Genomic DNA, 20,495 nt, shown 5'->3' on the forward strand with positions numbered 1-20,495 from the left:
ATATGACGATATCTGAACAAATTAAAATCTTGTGTGTTAGATGTAATGTGAGTGAGGCTGAACTAGCACGCAGATTAGGTAAATCTCCACAAAGTTTTAATGCGAAGATGAAAAGAGAGAGTTTTACCATTGATGATTTAAATGAAATCGCAGATGCGGTTGGTGTCGAGTTTAAACGGAATTTTATATTAACGAATGGAGAAGAAATATAATGAAGTCGAAAAAAGTTAAGGAATTTAGACTGGGAGAATTGTTTTGTGGTCCGGGTGGACTCGCTTATGCTGCAGTTAATTCTCAAATAGCGGATTCAGAGTATAAAATTATACACAAGTGGGCAAATGATTATGATTTAGATACGTGTAAGACATATACTCGGAATATTTGTCCGGATGATCCGGAGTCGGTTATATGTGGTGATGTTCGTAAATTGGATATAGAACCTTTGGGAGATATAGATGCATTAGCTTTTGGATTTCCTTGTAACGATTTTTCTGTTGTAGGAGAACAAAAAGGATTTAATGGTACATTTGGACCGTTGTATTCGTATGGCATAAAAGTGTTAAAAAGATATAAGCCATTATGGTTCTTAGCAGAAAATGTGGGTGGATTAAAAAGTGCAAATGAAGGAAAGGCTTTTGAAAAAATTAAAGAGGATATGATTGAAGCCGGATATAGAATATATCCAAATTTGTATAAATTTGAACAATATGGTGTACCGCAAGCAAGACACAGAATGATTATTGTGGGTATTCGGGCAGATTTGCCGTATGAATTTAAAATACCTAGTCCAGAACCATACAAGAATATAGATGTAACTTGTAAAACTGCACTGGAAGTTCCCCCGATACCTAAGGATGTAGCAAATAACGAATTAACTAAGCAATCTCATCAGGTTGTAGAGCGATTAAAATATATTAAGCCGGGACAGAATGCATTTACTGCTGATATTCCGGAAGAATTGCAATTGAAGGTTAAAGGGGCTAAGATTAGTCAGATATATAAACGATTGGATCCAACCAAACCGGCATACACAGTAACTGGTTCAGGTGGTGGCGGAACACATATATATCATTATGATGAACCAAGAGCTTTAACAAACAGAGAACGAGCTAGATTGCAGACTTTTCCGGATGATTATGTTTTTGAAGGAAGCAAGGAATCAGTAAGAAAGCAAATTGGAATGGCTGTACCTCAAAATGGTGCAAGAGTGATTTTTGAAGCAATTCTTAAAACATTTGCAGGAATTCCGTACGAAAGTATTGATGCATATACCGGAAATGATGATTAGGGGTGATTAAATGCAAGATTATTGGTGGGTTACTCGCCCAAAGAGAAAACTAAATCCTATTCCAGAAGAATTGGCGGCATTTTGTAGCACAGCTCTTGGGAAAAAGTGGACAAGAAATAGAGATTCTCATATTGAGTTTGAAATAGAATTGGAGCAAACAGGAACAAAGCGCGTAGGAGAACGAAGAGATGCTTCTGGTTCTGGCGGAAGAACTCATGCGGCTATGCTGTATAGTTTGGGACTATGGTTTGAAAAGAATGAAACAGTGTTTTTAACACTTGCAGGTGAGGCAATTATGCAGGGAAAATCACTGGTTCCAGTTCTAAAAAAACAGGTGTTAAGATTTCAGTATCCATCTGCATATTCTGCATCTGTTAAGGTTGCTCCACGTTTTAAGATTAGACCTTTTTACTTCTTGCTTAAGTTGCTTTTGGATGAAAGATTATTAGTATTGTCACAAAGGGAAATAGCCCTAATTGTTGCAATTCAAGCAGAAAATGAGTCGGATAAGTGCTATAACGAAGTTGTTGAAAAAGTATTACAGCATCGTTCATATGGGGATGAAATATTTGAAAGCGACTATTTAGAAAAGCATAATGCATCAGAAGGTAATTTGATGGATGTTGCGAACACGATGATGAATTGGCTTGATTATACTCAACTTGTATATCGTGAAAAGGGGACAATTGGGATACCAGATGAAAAGAGGAAAGAGGTTGAAGATTTAGTAGCTAACATGCCGACATTTATCCAGTATCCTGTGGAAAACGATGTATATCAAAGGAAATATGGTGTGGATCCGTGGCATCAGAAGGATACGAGAAACCTTTTAAATACAGTAGCTGTTTCAAGTAAGGTAATAGATAGGAATAGAATTTTACGTGCGTTTTTTAACTACTCTTCTTTAAACCCTGTAAGACGGATTAATGCTGAAGTGGTAGATTATATTTGTAATATATCCGGCACAGACCCAAGGTATACAGAAAGTGTTTTGATTGAGACATATCCAAACGGAGCGGTAGGAGGATATCTGAGTCATTATCGCGATATGGCATTTCAAGGAAGAGACGAAGCAGTCGATTTTGAAAAAGCAACGACTAGCTTGTTTCAAGATATATTTGGATATGAAGCAATTCATTTGGGACAGACAGGATCAAAATCAGCACCAGATGTTCTGTTAATTTCAGATGAGGAAGGTTATCAGGCTATTATAGATAATAAAGCATATAGCAAATACAGTATTAGTGGTGATCATCATAACAGAATGGTGCATAATTACTTGGAAAACATTAGTAGTTATAGTACTTGTACACATCCAATAGGATATTTTACATATATTAGTGGCGGATTTGTGCCACATATTGATAGACAGATTATGGATGAAGTAAATGCATCAGGTATTCACGGTTCCGGTATTACTGTATCCAATTTAATAATGCTTATTGAAGATCATATGGAAAATCCATATTCTCATGCAGAGTTGTGTAGGATATTTGGATTAGATAGACAGATTATGCTATCGGATATACATCATTAAAGATATTTATATTAAGAGCGGAGGTAGAGCTATGGCTAATGCGGGAGATGGTTTTGAGGTTGTATTGTCACAATCACATGTTGCATGGGGAACTTATAGATTTACAAATAGTAGAGAACCGATAAATGGAGAAGGTTATATTCCTATTCCACTTAATAATGCACGTCGGTTGGGATTGTTTAATGGTAATGGAACAAATCATGTTGATATATTGGGAAAAAATTTATTTGAATGTGAATCTGTGGATGGATATTTTCATGGAATTTTGAGGGCACAAGGTTCAAGATCATTAGGAGATATTTATGCAAAACAATTTGCAGGGGACGGAGATTTAAAGGCATTGGGTAGGTGGTATGCACAGATTGGTGCAAGACCAGGCGATAGAATTAGAGTATATTGGATTAGTAAGGTAAAAATTCAAATTGAAAAACTCTGAAAATATTCGGGATAATGTGAGTTTGAAAATAGATTGGTCGGGTGAGTGTATTGGATAATTTGTCACAAGAACAACGACATAAGAATATGAAAAATATACGAAGTCATGATACAAAAATAGAAGTGATATTAAGGCGGGCATTGTGGAACAAGGGTTATCGATATCGGAAGAATTACAAACAGCTTCCGGGGAAACCGGATATTGTATTAACTAAGTATAGGATAGCTATTTTTTGTGATGGCGAATTTTTTCATGGTAAAGATTGGGAGGTTTTAAAACCAAGACTGGAGAAAAGTAATAACAGTGAATTTTGGATTAGTAAGATATCCCGGAACAAGGAAAGGGATGATGAAATTAATAAGAGATTGCTGTTTGAAGGATGGACTGTTATACGGTTTTGGGGCGATGATATAAAGAAGCATGCGGATGAGTGTGTGAGAGTTGTCGAAGAAGTAATATTTGATAATATGTTATTTGACAACAGTAATGATGATTGAAATTTGGAGGAAGCACAAAAGTGCGATGATAATATGAAGAAAATAAAGATATATTCATTTTTTTCTGGATGTGGATTGTTAGATCTAGGAATGGAGAAGGCTGGTTTTGATATTGTAATGGTATCTGAAAAATATTTGCCTTTTTTAAATGCTTATAAATATTCAAGAAAAAAAATGAAAATGGAAGAACCAGAACATGGTTATTTTAATGATGATATAGCTGATTATCTTCAGTCGGATTCGGTGTTAGAGAAATTTGTTAAGAAAGATAGTAAAGATAATATAATTGGTTTTATTGGTGGACCTCCATGTCCGGATTTTTCAACTGCAGGGAAAAATAAAGGAGTAAACGGAGATAATGGGAAATTAACGAAAACATATTTTGACTTAATTTCAAAAATGAAACCAGATTTTTTTGTGTTTGAAAATGTTAAAGGCTTGTGGAAGACCAAGAAACACAGAGAATTTTATGATAAGATGTATCGAAAAATGAAACGAAGAGGGTATTATATTATAGATAAACTTGTTAATTCCTTAGAATATGGCGTTCCTCAAGAGAGAGAAAGAGTCATAATGATAGGAATAAAGTGCACTGGTAAGGCCGAAAAGGAAAAAATCCAGAAATTAGTACAGAATTTTAATTGGGGGGTATCAAAATACAATTCGTTGGAGGTTATTAAGAATATGGAATGGCCTACCACAGATGTGTTTAATGAAAATGAAATTAAAATGGAGCCGGAAGGTATAGATAAGGAACTTACAATTCAGTATTGGTTTGAAAAAAATTGTGTGGAACAACATGCAAACGCAAATGACTTCTTCAAACCGAAAGCAGGATTAAATCGAATGCAGACTATAGATGAAGGGGATGTTTCTAGAAAATCTTATAAGAGATTGCATCGGTGGAGATATTCGCCAACAGCGGCATATGGAAATAACGAAGTACATTTACATCCATATAAAGCAAGAAGATTAAGTGTAGCAGAAGTATTAGCAATACAGTCTGTTCCTAAAGAATTTGAATTGCCTAAAGAAATGTCGTTAACAGATATGTTTAAAACAGTTGGAAATGGAGTACCTGTCTTAATGGCAGAGAAGATAGCTGTTGAATTAAATAAATTACTAAAAGCATATTTTATGTAGAAAGGAAATCAGGAATGGTATATACAGAAGAAAATATCAAAGAAGATTTATTAAACTGTAGTGTCAAGGAATTTTATATGAAATACTTGTTAAGAGCTGATAATTGGTATTTTGAAAAAGTTTTGGGAATTAATGAAAAAGATATTATTCATGCTGTTGATGATTTTAAAATGTTGGTTAGTGATGCTATGGGCATAGGTTTTAACAATGTTGTTATGGTTGGCAGTGCAAAAACTGGTTATAGTTTATCTCCTAAGAAATTCTTAAAATCATTTTCTGATGAGGAAGAATGTAGGTCTGACATTGATATAGCAGTTGTTTCGCCCCAATTGTTTGATTATTTTTGGAAGTTATTTAGAGAGTCATATGACGTTACAAAAGAGGGGCTGTATAGGTATATTTGTAGAGGGATTTATCGTGGGTATATATCAGATATAGACCTGTACAATATAGATAATTGTCGTGTGAAATGGTTGGAATTAAGTAATGAAGCCACAAGACAATTGCAGAGAAAAATGTATTTTAAACATGAAATCCATTATAGAATCTATAGGGATTGGAAAGATATGGAAGAATATCATATTCAAGCTATTGAAAATTTGAAAGGAGTTGCAGGAAATTATGGGAAATAAGTTTACAAGAAATACAATGAAAATAACAGCAATATATAACGGGTTTAAAGATGGAACATTAGTAGTTGACAGAACATATCAGAGAAAAACTGTTTGGGGTGTAAAAGATAATATAAGATTAATAGAAACAATATTGCTTAAATTGATTATTCCAGAGATATTCCTGTGGGATTTTGATACAGATCCAAATAATGGTGCAACAATAACACATATTGTCGATGGACAGCAAAGAATCAATGCTATATTTGATTTTATTGCAGGAAAGTATAAGTTACAAAAAAAGTATTTGACAGACAATGAAATAATAGATGAGTATGGTGATAAATATTTTGAAGATTTAGATGATAATACAAAAAAATCTATATGGTCTTATGAGATGTCTATAATTTATTTAGATAAAGATTTTTCAATTGAAGAAGTAAGAAAGATGTTTTATCGACTTAACTTAACAGATTATAATTTGAATGAACAAGAGAAAAGAAATAGTCTGAATAGTAAATTTGGAACAATTTCAGAAGAATTGGCTAATGAAGAATTTTGGAGCGATTATAAAGTCTTTAGTCCACGAGATGTGAGAAGGATGCAAGACATAGAATATTGTAGCAGTATTTTGATATTAGCCCGCGAAGGTATAATAGATCAGACAAAAAATGAGAGATTGGACCAAGTTTATAAAGAATTTTGTGAGGATTATAAAGACGCAGAATCCGATGTTCAAAAGGTTCATAGGGCAATGGAACTGATTAAAAAAATAACAAATGGAGAGACTAATGGTTTTGTTAATAAAAAAATTCAAATGTATACTTTATTTAGTGTAATGTTTGATTTTGTAGAAAATAACATAGATGTCTCTGAAAGTGTTATTCAGATGTTTTTGACCTTTGAACAATGCTACACTATATTTAAAAACGAATATGATTTGCAAGGAGAAACGGAAGAGGAAAGAAAGGTACTTGAGTATCTTAAAAAGTACAAATTAGCGTCATCAGAAGGTGTAAATAAATTAAGTAATAGAATGATTCGTTTTGAAGTACTTAAAAAAATATTATTACAGTTTGATTCCATTGAATCAAAAGTTTTTGAATTGATAAAACAAAGAATGGAAGAATTAGTTGAATAAAATGTATTTTGAATATTTGAGAATGAAAGGAAGGGAAGCAAATGCCTAATATTTTTGACCTTTCACAATTTGATGAATACAGAGAAGATAACAGAAGAGAAGTAAAAAAAGCAGAGGGCGGTTTGCCAGTTTCTTTGTGGGATACCTATTCTTCCTTTGCGAACTGTTATGGTGGAGTTATTATTCTTGGAGTTAAAGAAAATAAAGATGGTAGTTGGAGAACTACCGGTCTCCGGAATGCATCTAAGCTTCGTAAGGAATTTTGGGATAATATGAACAATCCCAAGAAGGTAAGCATCAATCTCCTGTCAGAAGATGATGTTCAGACTTATGAGGTTGGCGATAATCATGATGTTATAATGGTTATTTATGTGCCGATGGCAAAGCGTGAGCAGAAGCCGGTGTACATTAATAATGATATTTTTAATGGCACATTCCGCAGAAATTATGAGGGCGATTATCATTGTACTAGGTTACAGGTAAAGACGATGCTTCGTGATCAGACTGAGCGCACCATGGACATGGAAGTGCTGGACAAGGTTCCGATGGAAGATTTGAATTATGATACCATTCATGGATATCGTAACAGCCATCGTTCTTTAAAAGAGGGACATCCGTTTGAACGCCTGAGCGATCATGAATATTTGCGAAGTATTGGTGCTGCTGCAATTTCTGAGGAAGATGGACAGTTACATCCTACGGCAGCAGGCATGCTGATGTTTGGGGATGAGTATAACATTGTGCGTCAGTTCCCTGAGTATTTCTTGGATTATAGGGAAGAGTTAGACCCTACCACGCGTTGGAGTGACAGATTGCAATCCAGTTCCGGTGAATGGTCCGGAAATGTGTGCGACTTTTATTTCAGGGTTTATAACAAAATTATTAAAGATGTTAAGGTGCCATTCAAAATGTCCGGTGGCGAGCGTGTTGACGATACGCCGGTACACAAGGCAATTCGTGAGGCATTGGCAAATTGTTTGATTAATGCAGATTATCATGGTTTGCGTGGCGTTGTTATCCGAAAAGAGCCGGATAAGCTAGTTTTGGCAAATCCCGGTTATATCAGAACGGGTAAAAAGCAGATGCGTCTTGGCGGTGAATCCGATCCACGAAACAAGGCTCTTATGAAAATGTTTAATCTTATCAATATCGGTGAACGTGCCGGAAGCGGTGTGCCGAATATCTTTAATGTTTGGGAAGATGAAGGCTGGGAAGAACCGGTGATTGAGGAGAGATTTGATCCGGACAGAACGGTACTGTCGCTTTCTTTCAAAAAAAGCGGCGATAAAAAAACGGCGATAAAAAGCGGCGATAAAAAATCGGCGATAAAGAGCGGCGATAAAAAAGTGACAAAGAAGACACAGATGCAATATGATAAAATTCTTGGCTTTATGGAAGAGGGAAAAGAATATGGCATTTGGGATTTCTGTGAATTGTTAGGCTTAAAAGAAAGTCGAACAAAAGATATTTTGAAAGGTCTTTCCGACTATATTGATATTATTGGCAGTAATCGTGATAGGCGTTACAAGAAAAAGTAAATAGTGACATGAAAATGAAAAAAACATATCATTAAACTTGCATGCTATACATGCAAGTTCGTATGCAAGATACATGCAAGTTTAATGTTTTGTTAAAGACTATGTAGTAAGAATTTGAAACAGCAATCAGATAAGGAGATGAGGTACGTTGAATATTACATTTTTTATTGGCAATGGATTTGATATTAATATTGGGTTAGCTACTCGATATTCACAATTTTATCCGTATTTTATAAAAAATGCGAATGACAATAATATGATCAAGTCTTGGATTAATGGAAAAGAAAAACTCTGGTCTGATTTGGAAGAAAAGTTAGGACAAGAAATAGGCAAAATTCCGGAGGGGGAATTAGATAAATTTTATGATGATAAAGATGAGTTGGATAAGCTATTAATTGAATATTTGGAACAAGAGCAAGCAAAATATGGATTTGAGGCTCCAGAGCCAATAAAAAAAGAATTTTCCAAAAGTATGTTGAATTTTTATAGTGAATTACCGGTGGAGGATGTTGCATCTATTAAAAAAACAATGGATGTGTATAAAGATGAGGATTTTGAATATTCATATATAACGTTTAATTATACTAATATATTAGACAGAATAGTTGGTTTATATGATGGCAAGGCAACTATAATAGCGACTCATCAAGGAAAGGTCTATACAAGAAATAATAAAATAAATCAAATAATTCATATTCATGGAACAACAGATGAAGAAATGATTTTGGGTGTAAACGATGTGGAACAAATAGGAAATGATTTATTAAAAGATGAGGAACTGTTTTTAGATACTTTTATTAAAAGACGAATGAATAATAGCATAGGACAACGAAAGACGGAAAAGGCGACTGAAATTATTAATAAAAGCCATATTGTTTGTGTTTTTGGTATGTCAATCGGAAATACAGATAAAATGTGGTGGGAAGTGTTGGTTGACTGGCTAGTATCAAACGAAAATAATAAGCTGGTAATTTTTTGGAAAGGTTTTGAAGATGCATTAAAGAAAAAATTACCATCAAAAGTGGTACGTTTAAATGAAAGTATTAAGAGAATGGTCTTTGATAAAGGAAGAGGAAAATACGATGAAACTTATTATAAGAAGATAAAAAATAGGATGATGATATCTTATAATTCAAATATTTTTTCCTTGCCAAAACTAAAAGATGAAATGCTAGAATGAAATGTTATCACTAATTAATGAGGGTGTGCATATTTTATCTGCATAGATATTCGAAGAATATCTATGCGCTTGTGATTGTGCAGCAATCGCAAGATGTATACGTAATATAGGGCGTGGGCCCGCGAGACAAACACGCGAAGCGTGGTTGTCATAGGCGGCTGAGTGTATTATATTTTATTTAGTCAAAGCTATGTTTGGCAGGTGAAAACAGCGGAACACATAGGAGGTGTCAGGCAGCATGAGCAAGGCAACGACAAAGTTTGCAATCGCATTTGCGTTTAAGGAGTTATTATTAGAAAAATCAATTGATAAAATAACAATCAACGACATTACGGAAAAATGTGGGATAAACCGGCAGACTTTTTATTATCATTTTCATGATATGTATGAGTTGATTGAATGGATTTGCGAAACAGATGCAGATCATGTCCTCAAACAGAATAAAACATATGATACGTGGCAGGAAGGATTTCTGGCAATATTTCATCTATTGAAAAAGGACGAGCCTTTTGTTGTCAACATCTATCATAATGCTCCGCGAGGATATATTTACCGATATTTGTATAAAGTAACATATCAGCTGATATATGATGTACTCGAAGAAAAAGCGGCAGGTATGGTCGTGCGGGAAGAGGATAAAACATTCATTGCGGATTTTTATAAATATGGGTTTGTTGGTCTGGTGTTAGAATGGATTGACAAGGGAATGAAGGAGGATCCGAAACAGATCATAGAAAGATTGAATGCATTGATTCAGGGATCTTTCGCACATGCATTGAATAATGCAAAACTGAACAAGAGCTGATTACGACAAATCTGCTGGTTTGTCGTATATGGATGCAATGTAAGAGGATTGTCGCTTTCTATGACAGTTCTCTTTTTTTGTGCATAGTAGGAAGAAGATTTTGTGGATATACTGTGTATATGGAAACAAAGAAAAATGTCACAGTTTAAACAAAAAAGGAGTGTGTTTATTATGTATTATTCAGCAGGAACTTATGAAGCATTTGCAAGACCAGAAAAACCGGAGGGTGCTGACCGGAAATCAGCATATATCATTGGAACAGGATTAGCGGGGCTTTCTGCCGCCTTTTATCTGGTGAGGGATGGGCAGGTAAAGGGAGAGCGTATTCATCTCCTTGAGAAGCTGGATCTTGCCGGAGGCAGCTGCGATGGAAGAAAGGATGTCCGAAAAGGCTTCTACATGCGTGGCGGAAGAGAAATGGACAACCATTTTGAATGTATGTGGGATATGTTCCGGGATGTTCCTTCGATAGAGACACCGGGCGTCTCTGTTCTGGATGAGTATTATTGGTTAAACAAGCATGATCCGAATTACTCCCTTTGCAGGGCTTCTGAGAAATGCGGGCAGGATGCACATACAGATAAGAAATTTACACTTGATAAGGATTCAGCCCTGGCATTGTCAAAGTTGTTTATGACACCGGAAAAAGATTTGGAGGATAAGAAAATCAGTGAGATATTGCCGGATTCCTTCTGGGACACGAATTTCTGGCTGTACTGGCAGACCATGTTTGCATTCCAGAGATGGTCATCTGCATTGGAAATGAAACGGTATTTATGCAGATACTGCCATCATATTGATGGACTTCCGGATTTTTCCGCACTCCGCTTTACGAAATACAATCAATACGAGAGCATGATTCTTCCGCTTGTAAAATATCTCGAAAGTCACGGTGTGTCAGTCGAGTATGGCATGGATGTCAAAAATGTTGTCATCAAAGATGAAAATAGTAAAAAAATTGCCACACAGATCGTATATGAGAAGGATGGAAACCCGGGTACAATAGATTTGATCGAGGATGATCTGGTCTTTATAACAAATGGTTGCTGTACAGATACTTCCTGCTATGGAGATCAGAATACAGCGCCGGATTTGAGCCGGATTAAAAACGGTGCAGGCGAATCTTGGGATTTGTGGAAGAATATTGCTGCACAGGCAAAGAATGGCGAGTATGGTAATCCGGATAAATTCTGCGACGATTTTGAAGCAACAAACTGGATGAGTGCAACTGTAGAAACCTCGGATGAAGAGATTATCCAGAAGATTATCAGCATTTGCAAGCGGGATCCGAGAGAGGGAAAGGTAACAACCGGAGGAATTGTGACAGTGAAGGATAGTACCGACAACTGGTATCTTTCGTGGACAATCAATCGTCAGCCGCAGTTTAAAGCACAGGATAAAAATACGGTTTTGATCTGGGTATATGCACTTACAACGAATAAAGAAGGAAATTATGTGAAGAAGGCAATGCGGGATTGTACAGGTGAAGAAGTTTGCCGGGAGTGGCTGTATCACATTGGCGTGCCGACAGATCAGATTGACGATTGGGCAAAAAATCGCTGCAATACAACAACCTGCTTCATGCCATACATCAATGCGTTCTTCCAGCCAAGAAAAGAAAGCGATCGTCCGCTTGTTGTTCCGGAAGGCGCTGTTAATTTTGCATTCCTGGGACAGTTTGCAGAGACACCGAGAGATACTATTTTCACAACAGAATACTCCATCCGTACGGGTATGGAAGCAGTTTACACACTTATGAACGTAGATCGTGGTGTTCCGGAAGTGTGGGGTTCCAAGTACGATGTACGGGAATTGCTGCGGGCCGCATATTATGCAGTTGATAAAAAGCCGATTGATGAACTTCCGCTTTCCCTCAAAGAAAAGATTGTCTTAAAGAAAGTAATAAAAGCTGTGGAAGGAACCGACCTGGAGATTTTGCTAAAGGAAAGTGGATTGCTCCGGTAAGAGAGGTTATTCATCGATATGGATTTAAGCAAAATATCTCAGATAATAATATAAGTAAGAGCAAGGAAAGAGGAAGCATGTGTGATGTTTCCTCTTTTGTGCAATATGCCATTGATTCTGATTATTGTTTGAAGATTATAATTGTTATGGTACAATATATTCGTAAATTCCCATTTAACATTGAAAGAGGGGGTGCAATAAGTAATGAATCAGGTAGAGGTTTTGGATAATGGTGTAGTATTGAATGGCAATTTGCTGACATTTCCACTTTCCTATGAAGATATACGTGCATTATTTGGAGAGGCCAGGATAAATGTTCAAAGTGATAATCATTGTGAATATTTCTATGATGAGCTGGGAATATCGTTTGAGGGGGCAACTGCATATCTTCGGAACTTGAAAAAACAGAAGGCCTATATAGATGATGTCCATAATATCACATCTATGACGCTGTATGTTACAGGGAAAAACGTATTCGCAGAATCAAAGACAGAAAAATGTTATATTGGTGGACTAAAAGTCTTAAATCAAAATATGTCACGCGACAGATTATATCCATATATTCTAGGCTACGGCTATAATTCAGAAATTAAGGATGAGCAGGGGGATATGGTTCGGCAGATTCATATGGATATTGTTCTGAAAGTAGAAGATGAACGAAAGAGAAAAGATATTCCAGTCTATGATGGAGATCAAATTCTATTAGATGTATATATCGGATTCAGACCGGAACGTCCAAAGAGTGATGAGAACTATAATATCACTGTTCCTGATGAACCTTGTCTGATATTCGATACATTTAATTTTAAGCTCGCCGTAATACAGGAACTCATGTACAATCAGGAAGTCTTGAAGCCATATTTTGATATATACGATTATATGATTTTCAAAAAAGCACATTGGAATCTTGAAACAGATAAAAATGTACGCGCCGCGGTAAGCTTCTTTAAGGAATTACCGATTCCGGCAAGTCTTGCAGGGCTGGTCAAAGAAATTAATATGGATGGTTCCGATGAAATCTATATGCAGATTGCACCAGAGTGGGACGGAAGAGACGAAAGATTCGATTTCAGAAAAGTAACAAAAGCGGAGATGGAGCAGTTCCCAAATCTGAAGAAAATGCTCATTTTCGGAAATGAACGTGACGCAGAAAGTCTTAGAAAAGTATGTGCTCCGTTGGGGATTGAAGTGGAACCTATGGCTTGTACGTCTGTTTAGATTAGAAGAGATATATTTATATATTCTTGGCTTTTATTTATATTACTTGAATTAAAAGGTTAACAAATCCCCTACCCCAGCCGATAACATACATATAAAAGCTCAAAAGGAATTGAGCTCAAAAACTTCAAGGATGAAGTAATAAGGTTTTCAGAGGTATAGGGGATTACTATACCTATTTCTGTATTATTTCTTTACCCTTGTAGTGGGCTTATTTCCTATGTGAAAATGCGTAATTTATAGTTGTGATAAAAAGATCGGAGCCTGTATTATGGAAACGCAGGTGAAACAGTATAAATTGGGAGGTGAGACGATGTATACAGGAACGATTCAGAGTCAGGTCAGTCTGCAAATGCTGGATCTGAAATGGCAGAAAAAGAAACAGGATATCAACAGTAAGAAGGATACAGAGGGTATGACGCAGGATGAGATCCTGTTGGACAGTCTGGAACGACAGGCGCAGACGGAGAGGGAGCGTTCTGCGACCAGTGAGCTGTATACGAAGTTGAAAACCGGCGGAACGCTGACGGAAGAGGAAATCGCATATCTGAAAGAACATGATCCGGAAGCACTTGCAGAATATGAGAAAGCACAGACGGAGAAGAAAGCGTATGAAAATGCACTGAAAAATTGCCGGACAAAGGAAGATGTACAGCGACTTAAATTGAATCGTATGGGAAGCTTTGCGGCACAGGCAAAGGAAATCGCAAGCAATCCGTATATTCCAAAGGACAAGAAGGTAGTGCTTATGCAGCGGCTGAATAATGAAGTGTGTATGATCCGTGATGCACATCAGGCGTTTGAGAAGAGTCGGGCATATGAGGAGCTTCCGGAGGAACAAGAGCTGCGCAGGGAGGCGGCAGAGGAATCTGCAGAGAAAATGGAGCATCAAAAGGATACAGAGCAGGCAGAAACGACAGAAGATTCAAAAGTCGACAATAAAAATAAGGCAGATGCAGCGGATGAGGAAGTGGATGAACCGCAATCTGATGTAAAATCGGAAATGTCTGATGTATACGAAACGGTAGAAATTGCAAATGTAGAAACACATGCAAAAATAAAACCGCCGGAATCGCCGAAGACAGCCGGTGATGCAAGCATGGCACGCAGGCAGCAGGAGGCTGCACAGACATTTACAGAGATAACAGAGGAAATTGAACGATTTCTGCGACGCAATCACAGTGGCAGAGGAAGCTTTACAGCACAGGTATGAGGAGGAACCGATATGAACGAAGTTCATATTTAGGATCGGTTCCGACGACCAGCCGCCGAACAGATGTGAGGGGGCATTACATATTAGACGAAGGGAGAGAAAGAAATGGCAAATTTATATGGAGTATCTGCATATCAGCAGACGAACAGCACGTGGAACAACACCCGCACGAATAACACGAAGACAGACCGGAAGAATGCGGAGAAAACAGATGTACAGAAAACAGAGACAGACAGCGTGAAGACAACGACCTTCAACCCAGCCGATACGACGAGTTCTCTCGTCCCTACAACGAAGAACGGATATGGGACGGTGATTGGAGATGTGGAGCTGTCTGACAAAGCGAAGGACTATTACAACAAACTGAAAGCCAAGTTTGGAAATATGGATTTTATACTTGTAAGCAAGGACATGAAATCACAGGTGCAGGCAAATGCGGCGGCATATGGAAATGCGAGCAAGCAGGTTGTTCTGATCGACGATGAGAAAATTGAGAAGATGGCAACGGATGAGTCTTTCCGGAGAAAATATGAAGGAATTATTGCGATGTCACAGGCAAAGCTGCAGGAGGCAAAAAACAGTCTGACAAGCAGCGGTGCCAGTGTAAATAACTTCGGTATGTCTGTTGATGCAAATGGAAAGGCAACCTTCTTTGCAACTGTGGAAAAGGCGGCGAAAAAGAAGGCGGAAAAGAAAGCAGCAGAGAAGAAGGCTGCACAGAAGAAAGCGGAAAAGGCGAAAGATCAGAAGCTTGCTGAGAAAAAAGCAGCAGAAAAGAAGGCCGATGAGAAGCGCGCGGAAGAATCCAAAAATGAGGAAACAACGATTGCAGATGAGAAGGAATACGTGCAGATCACAGCCGGTTCAATGGAAGAGCTGATTGACAAAGTTTCTTCTTATGCATATGAGAACTCCGAGCGAAATGTACTCACAGAAAGCGAAAAGAGCGTTGGACAGAAATTTGATTTTCGGGGATAGAGGTGACCGGTATGAAGATTGAAGATGCGAGAGTACGGTACAACGTACAGATCAAAACCTACTACTCGAAGCAGAAGGAATTGTATGCGCAGAAACAGAAACTCGAAGAGAAGATAAAGACGACCGAGAATGGCGCGGAAGTTTACAAGGATGAGTCGGCGATTCTTGAGCTGCAATACAGTGCGGTTGATGAGAAGAGACAGGAATATCAGGATTACATGGACAAACTGATGGAACAGTGGCGCATGATCTCGGACAAGATAGCAAGCAAACAGCAGTCGGACGCTATGGCAGATCAGGCAAAAGAAATGAACAAGATCATGCTTGTTGCAAGGCGCATTATGCATGGGGACAAGGTTCCGGCGAAAGATGAGAAAAAGCTGATGGAATACGATCCGAAGCTTTATATGATGGCAAAAAATGCAGCGGCGATGCTGGAGATGCGAAAACGCAAAGAACACAAATCGCTGTGGGAGGATGAAGAAGAAAAGGAGCAGATAAGCGCAACCGAAGAAGCAAATAATACGGAAGCATTTGCAGATGGACCGGAGGTCGTGGATGTAGAAACTACAATCAGCAATGCCACAGGGGAGCTTGATGCATCCGGAGAATAAGAGATACATTTATGATGTCAGTGTAAGTAGTTACAGATATAGATGCAGAAAGGGCTTCCCCCAAAGTGGGAAGTCTTTTTTGTTGACAAGATCATATGACTATCGTAGTGTACATAAAAAGAAGCGTCCCCAAGGAGGAGTACAATGGGAAAACGATGGAGCAAATTGCAGAGCAGACTTTATAATCTGATGGATGAAAAAGCGGAATTTCAGATTCATTGCGCTTTGTATGAGATGAATTCAAATGATGGGTATCATGGAAATAAATTGCCGCGGTATTTTATAACGATAGGCAAGGATGTGGTGTTCGATTATCCGAAACAGTTTGATACGACGTTAAAATATGGGTGGAATTCATATCCGTGCGATTGCGTTAATCGGGGATGTTGTTTGAATTGACAAACTAATACTACGGCTGTAATATATAAATATTACAAATGTAGTATTAGGAGGAAAACAGATGAAAAAACAACACTTGATAGCTATGGTGATAAGTATGATATTCCTTTTGACAGGGTGTTTGCACAACAACGGAAAGGGAAATATCAGAATTGAAAGCGAAGAGGAGCAGACTGGTATTTTAGATGAAGGGACTCTGGATCAGTGCTTGCGTGTCTATCAATCCATTTATGATGATGCCAGCAATGATATAACGGATGTTAAAAAACAAACACAGGTTGTGCAGGGGATTGGCTCACTTGGATATGTTGCTATTGATGTGGAAAATAAAGTCGATATGGCATGTGCAGAACAATTGCAGGCGTTTATTCAGAGTAAAAAACAGACAAAGGATGCAGACTGTATTATATTTCGTATTGCAGTGGATCAGAAGTTTTGGGTATATCGTCTTTTGTCACGTGGGGAAAAAGTGACTATTGAGCAACAGTGTATACAATATCATAATCAGCAAATGGAGATTTCAGATTTGCAGGAGTATGATGCAACGGAGTTTTGTTATACGCAGGAGGGATATTTATTTATAGAAGGGTATTGGGTTTCGAATCAGATGTCGGCGTTGCTTGCGGCACCGGAAGAGGAACATATTGCGTTTCGTGTGGAAGCATTAGATGCGGCGTATAAGGCAATGAATGAAGCTTATATAGAACCTATTTCGTATAGTTTGAATAATGTATTTCTTGTAGATTGGGACGCTGAACATTGGGGACAGCTGGATTTCTATGATATCTTTGTCAAATTCTATCAGGAATGTTATCAGAAAGAATGTCCATACAAAAGGAGCGAGGATTTGTCGGTTGGAATGGAATATCAGATTCCACAGGATGAATTCGAAAATGTAATAAGGAAACATTTTCCGATTGAGGTTGAAACATTGCGCAAACTGCTTCGGTATAATTCGGACACACAAACATATCTTTTTCGACCACGGAGTATGGATGAGATAGATTATGCGGAAATTCCGTATTCCGAGGTTGTCGGTTGTGTGCAAAATGCAGATGGTTCAATGACACTTACAGTAAATGCGGTTTTTCCTTTGAAAAATACTTCCCGGTTATTTGCACATATGGTAACAGTAAAAAATGAAAATGGTACAATTCATTATTTGCAAAATCGCATAATAAATAATTCCGAGGGAGAACATTGGTGGCATAGTGATCGTTATACGGATGAGGAATGGCAGGAACGGTATGGGATTTCGGATGAAAACAATATATTTCCAAAGCCGGAAACAGAATTCTCTGGAGTCGTGGCGGTAACTGATGGCGAAGATATGAGAAATGGTGATTTGCTGGTCGCATTTTATGAGTCGGTTCAGGAGGGCGTAGATGCAGATGTAACTGTATATAGTGTGTTGGAGGATGGGCTGCTGACAGGAATTACATTTGTACATCGTAATGGGCAATTACAAACGTATTATGTTGGTATTCGACCAGATGAAAACAAGAGACCGTCGATGATCGGAAGAAATGCATATGATGTCAAATTTATCAATTATACAGAGAAGGGATATTTTATCTATGCTTACAAATATATTCCCGTACATGCGAGTCTGTGTAATTATTGGCGTGTAAAACCACTTTCCGATACGTGTAAGGCATTGACGGAGAAATATGTATCCGGTTTGGATTATCAAAAATACAATTTGCTTTTGATAGATTGGAACACAGAGACGGCAAGTGATATTCTGATGGATGGAATTTTTGAGGATTTATATCATATTGCATATGGCAAGCCATATAGAGAATCTACAGATTGCATTCCGGGCGACCTGTTTGAACGGATTATGACAACATATCTTCCGGTTACCATAGAACAGCTCCGAAATGCATATACCTATGATGCGGAAAAAGATGTGTATTATCAGGATATTGTGTACAATTATCCATATTCACCTTTTGGAGAAGTGGTTGATTATCAATATAATGCAGATGGAACTTTAAGCCTGTATGTAGATGGTGTCTGGCCAGATAAAAATTCTGATTGTGCATTTGTGAATAAGCTGGTTGTACAGACTTTTTCGGATGGAACATTTCGAATCTTATCCAATCACGTAGAGGAAAAGGAGCTGGAGCTTCCTACGATTCGTCCCAGAGATGAAGCATCGACAGAATCGCCAATGTGAGTGTAGATGCGGTTTTACCGTTCGCGTAGTCAGAAGCCTGTATATTGGTTGCAAAGATGTAAGTGTTTGTATCCGAAATCACATATCCGATAAACCATCCGTTCGTATCTTTCTCATCTATCCGTCCGGTTCCGGTTTTTCCATATAGTTTTCCATGTGTAGATGAGGTTATGTAAAGGGAGTTCTTGACGGCATTCATCTGGTCGGTGGAAAAAGGAAGTTCGTTTTTATATAGTCTGGTCAGCAGGAGCACCTGCTCGACTGGAGAAATCTTCAGAGAAGTTTCCATTCCAAATATACTGGATGTATCTTTGGGTGACTGGTTTCCATATTGTAACAGGCGCAGATAATTGCTTTGCATTTCTGTACTGAGACTGGACAGGATTGTGTCGAAGTACCAGTTGACAGAATATTTCATTGCGGAGGAGAGTGTTTGATCCGCTTCCCAGTTGGAAAAAGGATATGACTCATGATTCCACTCTAATTTGGAATTATCAATCGTGATGATTTGCTGATCAAGACCGAACAGGGCACAGTACGGTTTATAGGTGGAATTTGGAGCAATACGCGTGACTGCCTGATCCAGATTGTATATGCTCCATGTGTCTTCGGCAATATCATACAAAACAAAACTTCCAGAGTACGACTGATACTGATCAGATAAATCAAGTGAAGTTATGGAGACCGATTTTGTATCCCACTGGTAATGGAGTGAGTCAGAAGCATGAACGGACAGCCAGGGAGTACCACACAGGATTACAAGAAGTGACAGCAGAAAGGATAAAATGCTGCGCAGTTTCTTCTGAATAGTCAGAGGCGGGTGCTGTTTGATGTTCAAAATCCGACGTTTCATCTGCTTGGCATTTTCACTCAAATTATTTAGCAGGGAAAGGGGCGTGTTAGTTTGCTTATCAACAAAATGGAGCAGGGTTACGCCATATGAAATCTGTTCGTTCGCACCAAGTAACCGTAAGACGGAGGTGTCACAAGCAAGTTCACGCTCCGTATAAAATTCCTTTGTGATAAGCCAAATGAGTGGATGAAACCAATATAAGATTCGTATGATATTCATACAGTAATTGAAAATGGCATCTTTATAATAACAGTGCATAAGCTCGTGCAATAATATATATCGGATTTCTTGTTCTTCAAAGTTGGAGATGTGGTGTAATGGCAGAAAGATGGCAGGACGTAGAATTCCTGTGGAGACAGGTGTGTCGATTATGGATGAAGAATACAGTGGGATGGATTTGCGAAGCTGTAATTCGGAAAGACATGTCATATAGATGTCGTGTATGCGTTTGTCCTGCATAAGGTTTGCCGTGCGGCGCATATGGTGCAGTAATACAAGGGAACGCACAAAAGAGAATAGCATAACGAACATGCCGATTCCCCAGATCACACAAAAAATGGTAGAAATATAGACTGGAAACTGTGTACGCATGGAGATTGCGTAATCATAGATTTGATTTGTGGATGAGGATGTATATTCCGAAGTATTTGTGGTATGGACTGCGTGGCTAAAATGTGCAAGAGGGTGGAACAGATCCTGCATTTTCGTTGATAATGTAGAAAATGAAACTGGCAGAAACGGAACAAGCAGTGAAATCGTAAATGGAATCCAAAGATTAAACTGCATGCGGGGAGTGAGACAATGTTTAAATATTCTCTTCATACATAAAAGTATAAGAACGAAAAGACCGATTGTTATATTGCATATTACGAAGTGAATAAAAAAATTATCCATAGA

Annotated in this window: 19 protein-coding genes; 18 read left to right on the forward strand and 1 reads right to left on the reverse strand. The window is 37.9% G+C overall.

The genetic code is table 11. The features are described 5' to 3' along the window. Nucleotides 1-2: 2 nt before the first annotated feature. From AAAT93_RS03855 to AAAT93_RS03940, 18 genes are all read left to right on the forward strand, one after another. Complete coding sequence (locus AAAT93_RS03855; protein WP_227572983.1) at nucleotides 3-212, forward strand: helix-turn-helix domain-containing protein; 210 nt, start codon at nucleotides 3-5, stop codon at nucleotides 210-212. Further along, nucleotides 212-1,288, forward strand: a complete 1,077-nt coding sequence (locus AAAT93_RS03860; protein ID WP_227572984.1) for a DNA cytosine methyltransferase — start codon at nucleotides 212-214, stop codon at nucleotides 1,286-1,288. The genes AAAT93_RS03855 and AAAT93_RS03860 overlap by 1 nt, the downstream gene beginning before the upstream one ends. A 10-nt stretch (nucleotides 1,289-1,298) precedes the next feature. Next, nucleotides 1,299-2,825: a restriction endonuclease FokI C-terminal domain-containing protein gene (locus tag AAAT93_RS03865; protein WP_227572985.1), complete on the forward strand. Its 1,527-nt coding sequence runs from the start codon at nucleotides 1,299-1,301 to the stop codon at nucleotides 2,823-2,825. A 31-nt stretch (nucleotides 2,826-2,856) separates the two neighbouring features. Further along, on the forward strand, nucleotides 2,857-3,261 hold the full coding sequence (locus tag AAAT93_RS03870; protein ID WP_227572986.1) for a hypothetical protein: 405 nt from the start codon (nucleotides 2,857-2,859) through the stop codon (nucleotides 3,259-3,261). Between the two features lie 50 nt (nucleotides 3,262-3,311). Next, nucleotides 3,312-3,758 carry a very short patch repair endonuclease gene (locus AAAT93_RS03875; RefSeq protein ID WP_227573071.1) on the forward strand — a complete coding sequence of 149 codons (447 nt, stop codon included), beginning with the start codon at nucleotides 3,312-3,314 and terminating at the stop codon, nucleotides 3,756-3,758. A gap of 33 nt (nucleotides 3,759-3,791) precedes the next feature. Beyond that, entirely contained in the window at nucleotides 3,792-4,901 is a 1,110-nt protein-coding gene (locus AAAT93_RS03880) for a DNA cytosine methyltransferase (protein WP_227572987.1), read from the forward strand. Nucleotides 4,902-4,915: 14 nt separating this feature from the next. Then, complete coding sequence (locus AAAT93_RS03885; RefSeq protein ID WP_227572988.1) at nucleotides 4,916-5,533, forward strand: hypothetical protein; 618 nt, start codon at nucleotides 4,916-4,918, stop codon at nucleotides 5,531-5,533. After that, nucleotides 5,523-6,653 carry a DUF262 domain-containing protein gene (locus AAAT93_RS03890; protein ID WP_227572989.1) on the forward strand — a complete coding sequence of 377 codons (1,131 nt, stop codon included), beginning with the start codon at nucleotides 5,523-5,525 and terminating at the stop codon, nucleotides 6,651-6,653. The genes AAAT93_RS03885 and AAAT93_RS03890 overlap by 11 nt, the downstream gene beginning before the upstream one ends. A gap of 41 nt (nucleotides 6,654-6,694) precedes the next feature. Then, nucleotides 6,695-8,191, forward strand: a complete 1,497-nt coding sequence (locus AAAT93_RS03895; RefSeq protein WP_227572990.1) for an ATP-binding protein — start codon at nucleotides 6,695-6,697, stop codon at nucleotides 8,189-8,191. A gap of 148 nt (nucleotides 8,192-8,339) precedes the next feature. Beyond that, on the forward strand, nucleotides 8,340-9,371 hold the full coding sequence (locus AAAT93_RS03900) for an AbiH family protein (RefSeq protein WP_227572991.1): 1,032 nt from the start codon (nucleotides 8,340-8,342) through the stop codon (nucleotides 9,369-9,371). A 238-nt stretch (nucleotides 9,372-9,609) separates the two neighbouring features. Then, nucleotides 9,610-10,176: a TetR/AcrR family transcriptional regulator gene (locus AAAT93_RS03905; protein WP_227572992.1), complete on the forward strand. Its 567-nt coding sequence runs from the start codon at nucleotides 9,610-9,612 to the stop codon at nucleotides 10,174-10,176. A 171-nt stretch (nucleotides 10,177-10,347) separates the two neighbouring features. After that, nucleotides 10,348-12,141 (forward strand): oleate hydratase, encoded by a 1,794-nt coding sequence (locus AAAT93_RS03910; protein WP_227572993.1) that lies wholly within the window; start codon nucleotides 10,348-10,350, stop codon nucleotides 12,139-12,141. 204 nt (nucleotides 12,142-12,345) lie between these two features. Next, the gene (locus AAAT93_RS03915) at nucleotides 12,346-13,359 is read left to right on the forward strand and encodes a DUF6892 domain-containing protein (protein ID WP_227572994.1); all 1,014 of its coding nucleotides are present in this window, start codon (nucleotides 12,346-12,348) and stop codon (nucleotides 13,357-13,359) included. 271 nt (nucleotides 13,360-13,630) lie between these two features. Further along, on the forward strand, nucleotides 13,631-14,572 hold the full coding sequence (locus AAAT93_RS03920; protein WP_117780559.1) for a hypothetical protein: 942 nt from the start codon (nucleotides 13,631-13,633) through the stop codon (nucleotides 14,570-14,572). Between the two features lie 105 nt (nucleotides 14,573-14,677). After that, complete coding sequence (locus tag AAAT93_RS03925; RefSeq protein ID WP_118671369.1) at nucleotides 14,678-15,550, forward strand: DUF6033 family protein; 873 nt, start codon at nucleotides 14,678-14,680, stop codon at nucleotides 15,548-15,550. Between the two features lie 11 nt (nucleotides 15,551-15,561). Further along, nucleotides 15,562-16,164, forward strand: coding sequence for a hypothetical protein (locus AAAT93_RS03930; protein ID WP_117780557.1), 603 nt, complete (start codon nucleotides 15,562-15,564; stop codon nucleotides 16,162-16,164). Nucleotides 16,165-16,308: 144 nt separating this feature from the next. Continuing rightward, the gene (locus AAAT93_RS03935; protein ID WP_227572995.1) at nucleotides 16,309-16,563 is read left to right on the forward strand and encodes a hypothetical protein; all 255 of its coding nucleotides are present in this window, start codon (nucleotides 16,309-16,311) and stop codon (nucleotides 16,561-16,563) included. A 61-nt stretch (nucleotides 16,564-16,624) separates the two neighbouring features. After that, nucleotides 16,625-18,745, forward strand: a complete 2,121-nt coding sequence (locus AAAT93_RS03940) for a DUF6070 family protein (RefSeq protein WP_227572996.1) — start codon at nucleotides 16,625-16,627, stop codon at nucleotides 18,743-18,745. Here the strand turns inward: AAAT93_RS03940 and AAAT93_RS03945 are convergent. After that, nucleotides 18,699-20,492: a BlaR1 family beta-lactam sensor/signal transducer gene (locus AAAT93_RS03945; RefSeq protein ID WP_227572997.1), complete on the reverse strand. Its 1,794-nt coding sequence runs from the start codon at nucleotides 20,490-20,492 to the stop codon at nucleotides 18,699-18,701. The genes AAAT93_RS03940 and AAAT93_RS03945 overlap by 47 nt on opposite strands. Between the last annotated feature and the right edge of the window lie 3 nt (nucleotides 20,493-20,495).

This window comes from Coprococcus hominis (ex Arizal et al. 2022) (genome assembly GCF_040094675.1).
Lineage (GTDB): Bacteria > Bacillota > Clostridia > Lachnospirales > Lachnospiraceae > Coprococcus_C > Coprococcus_C hominis.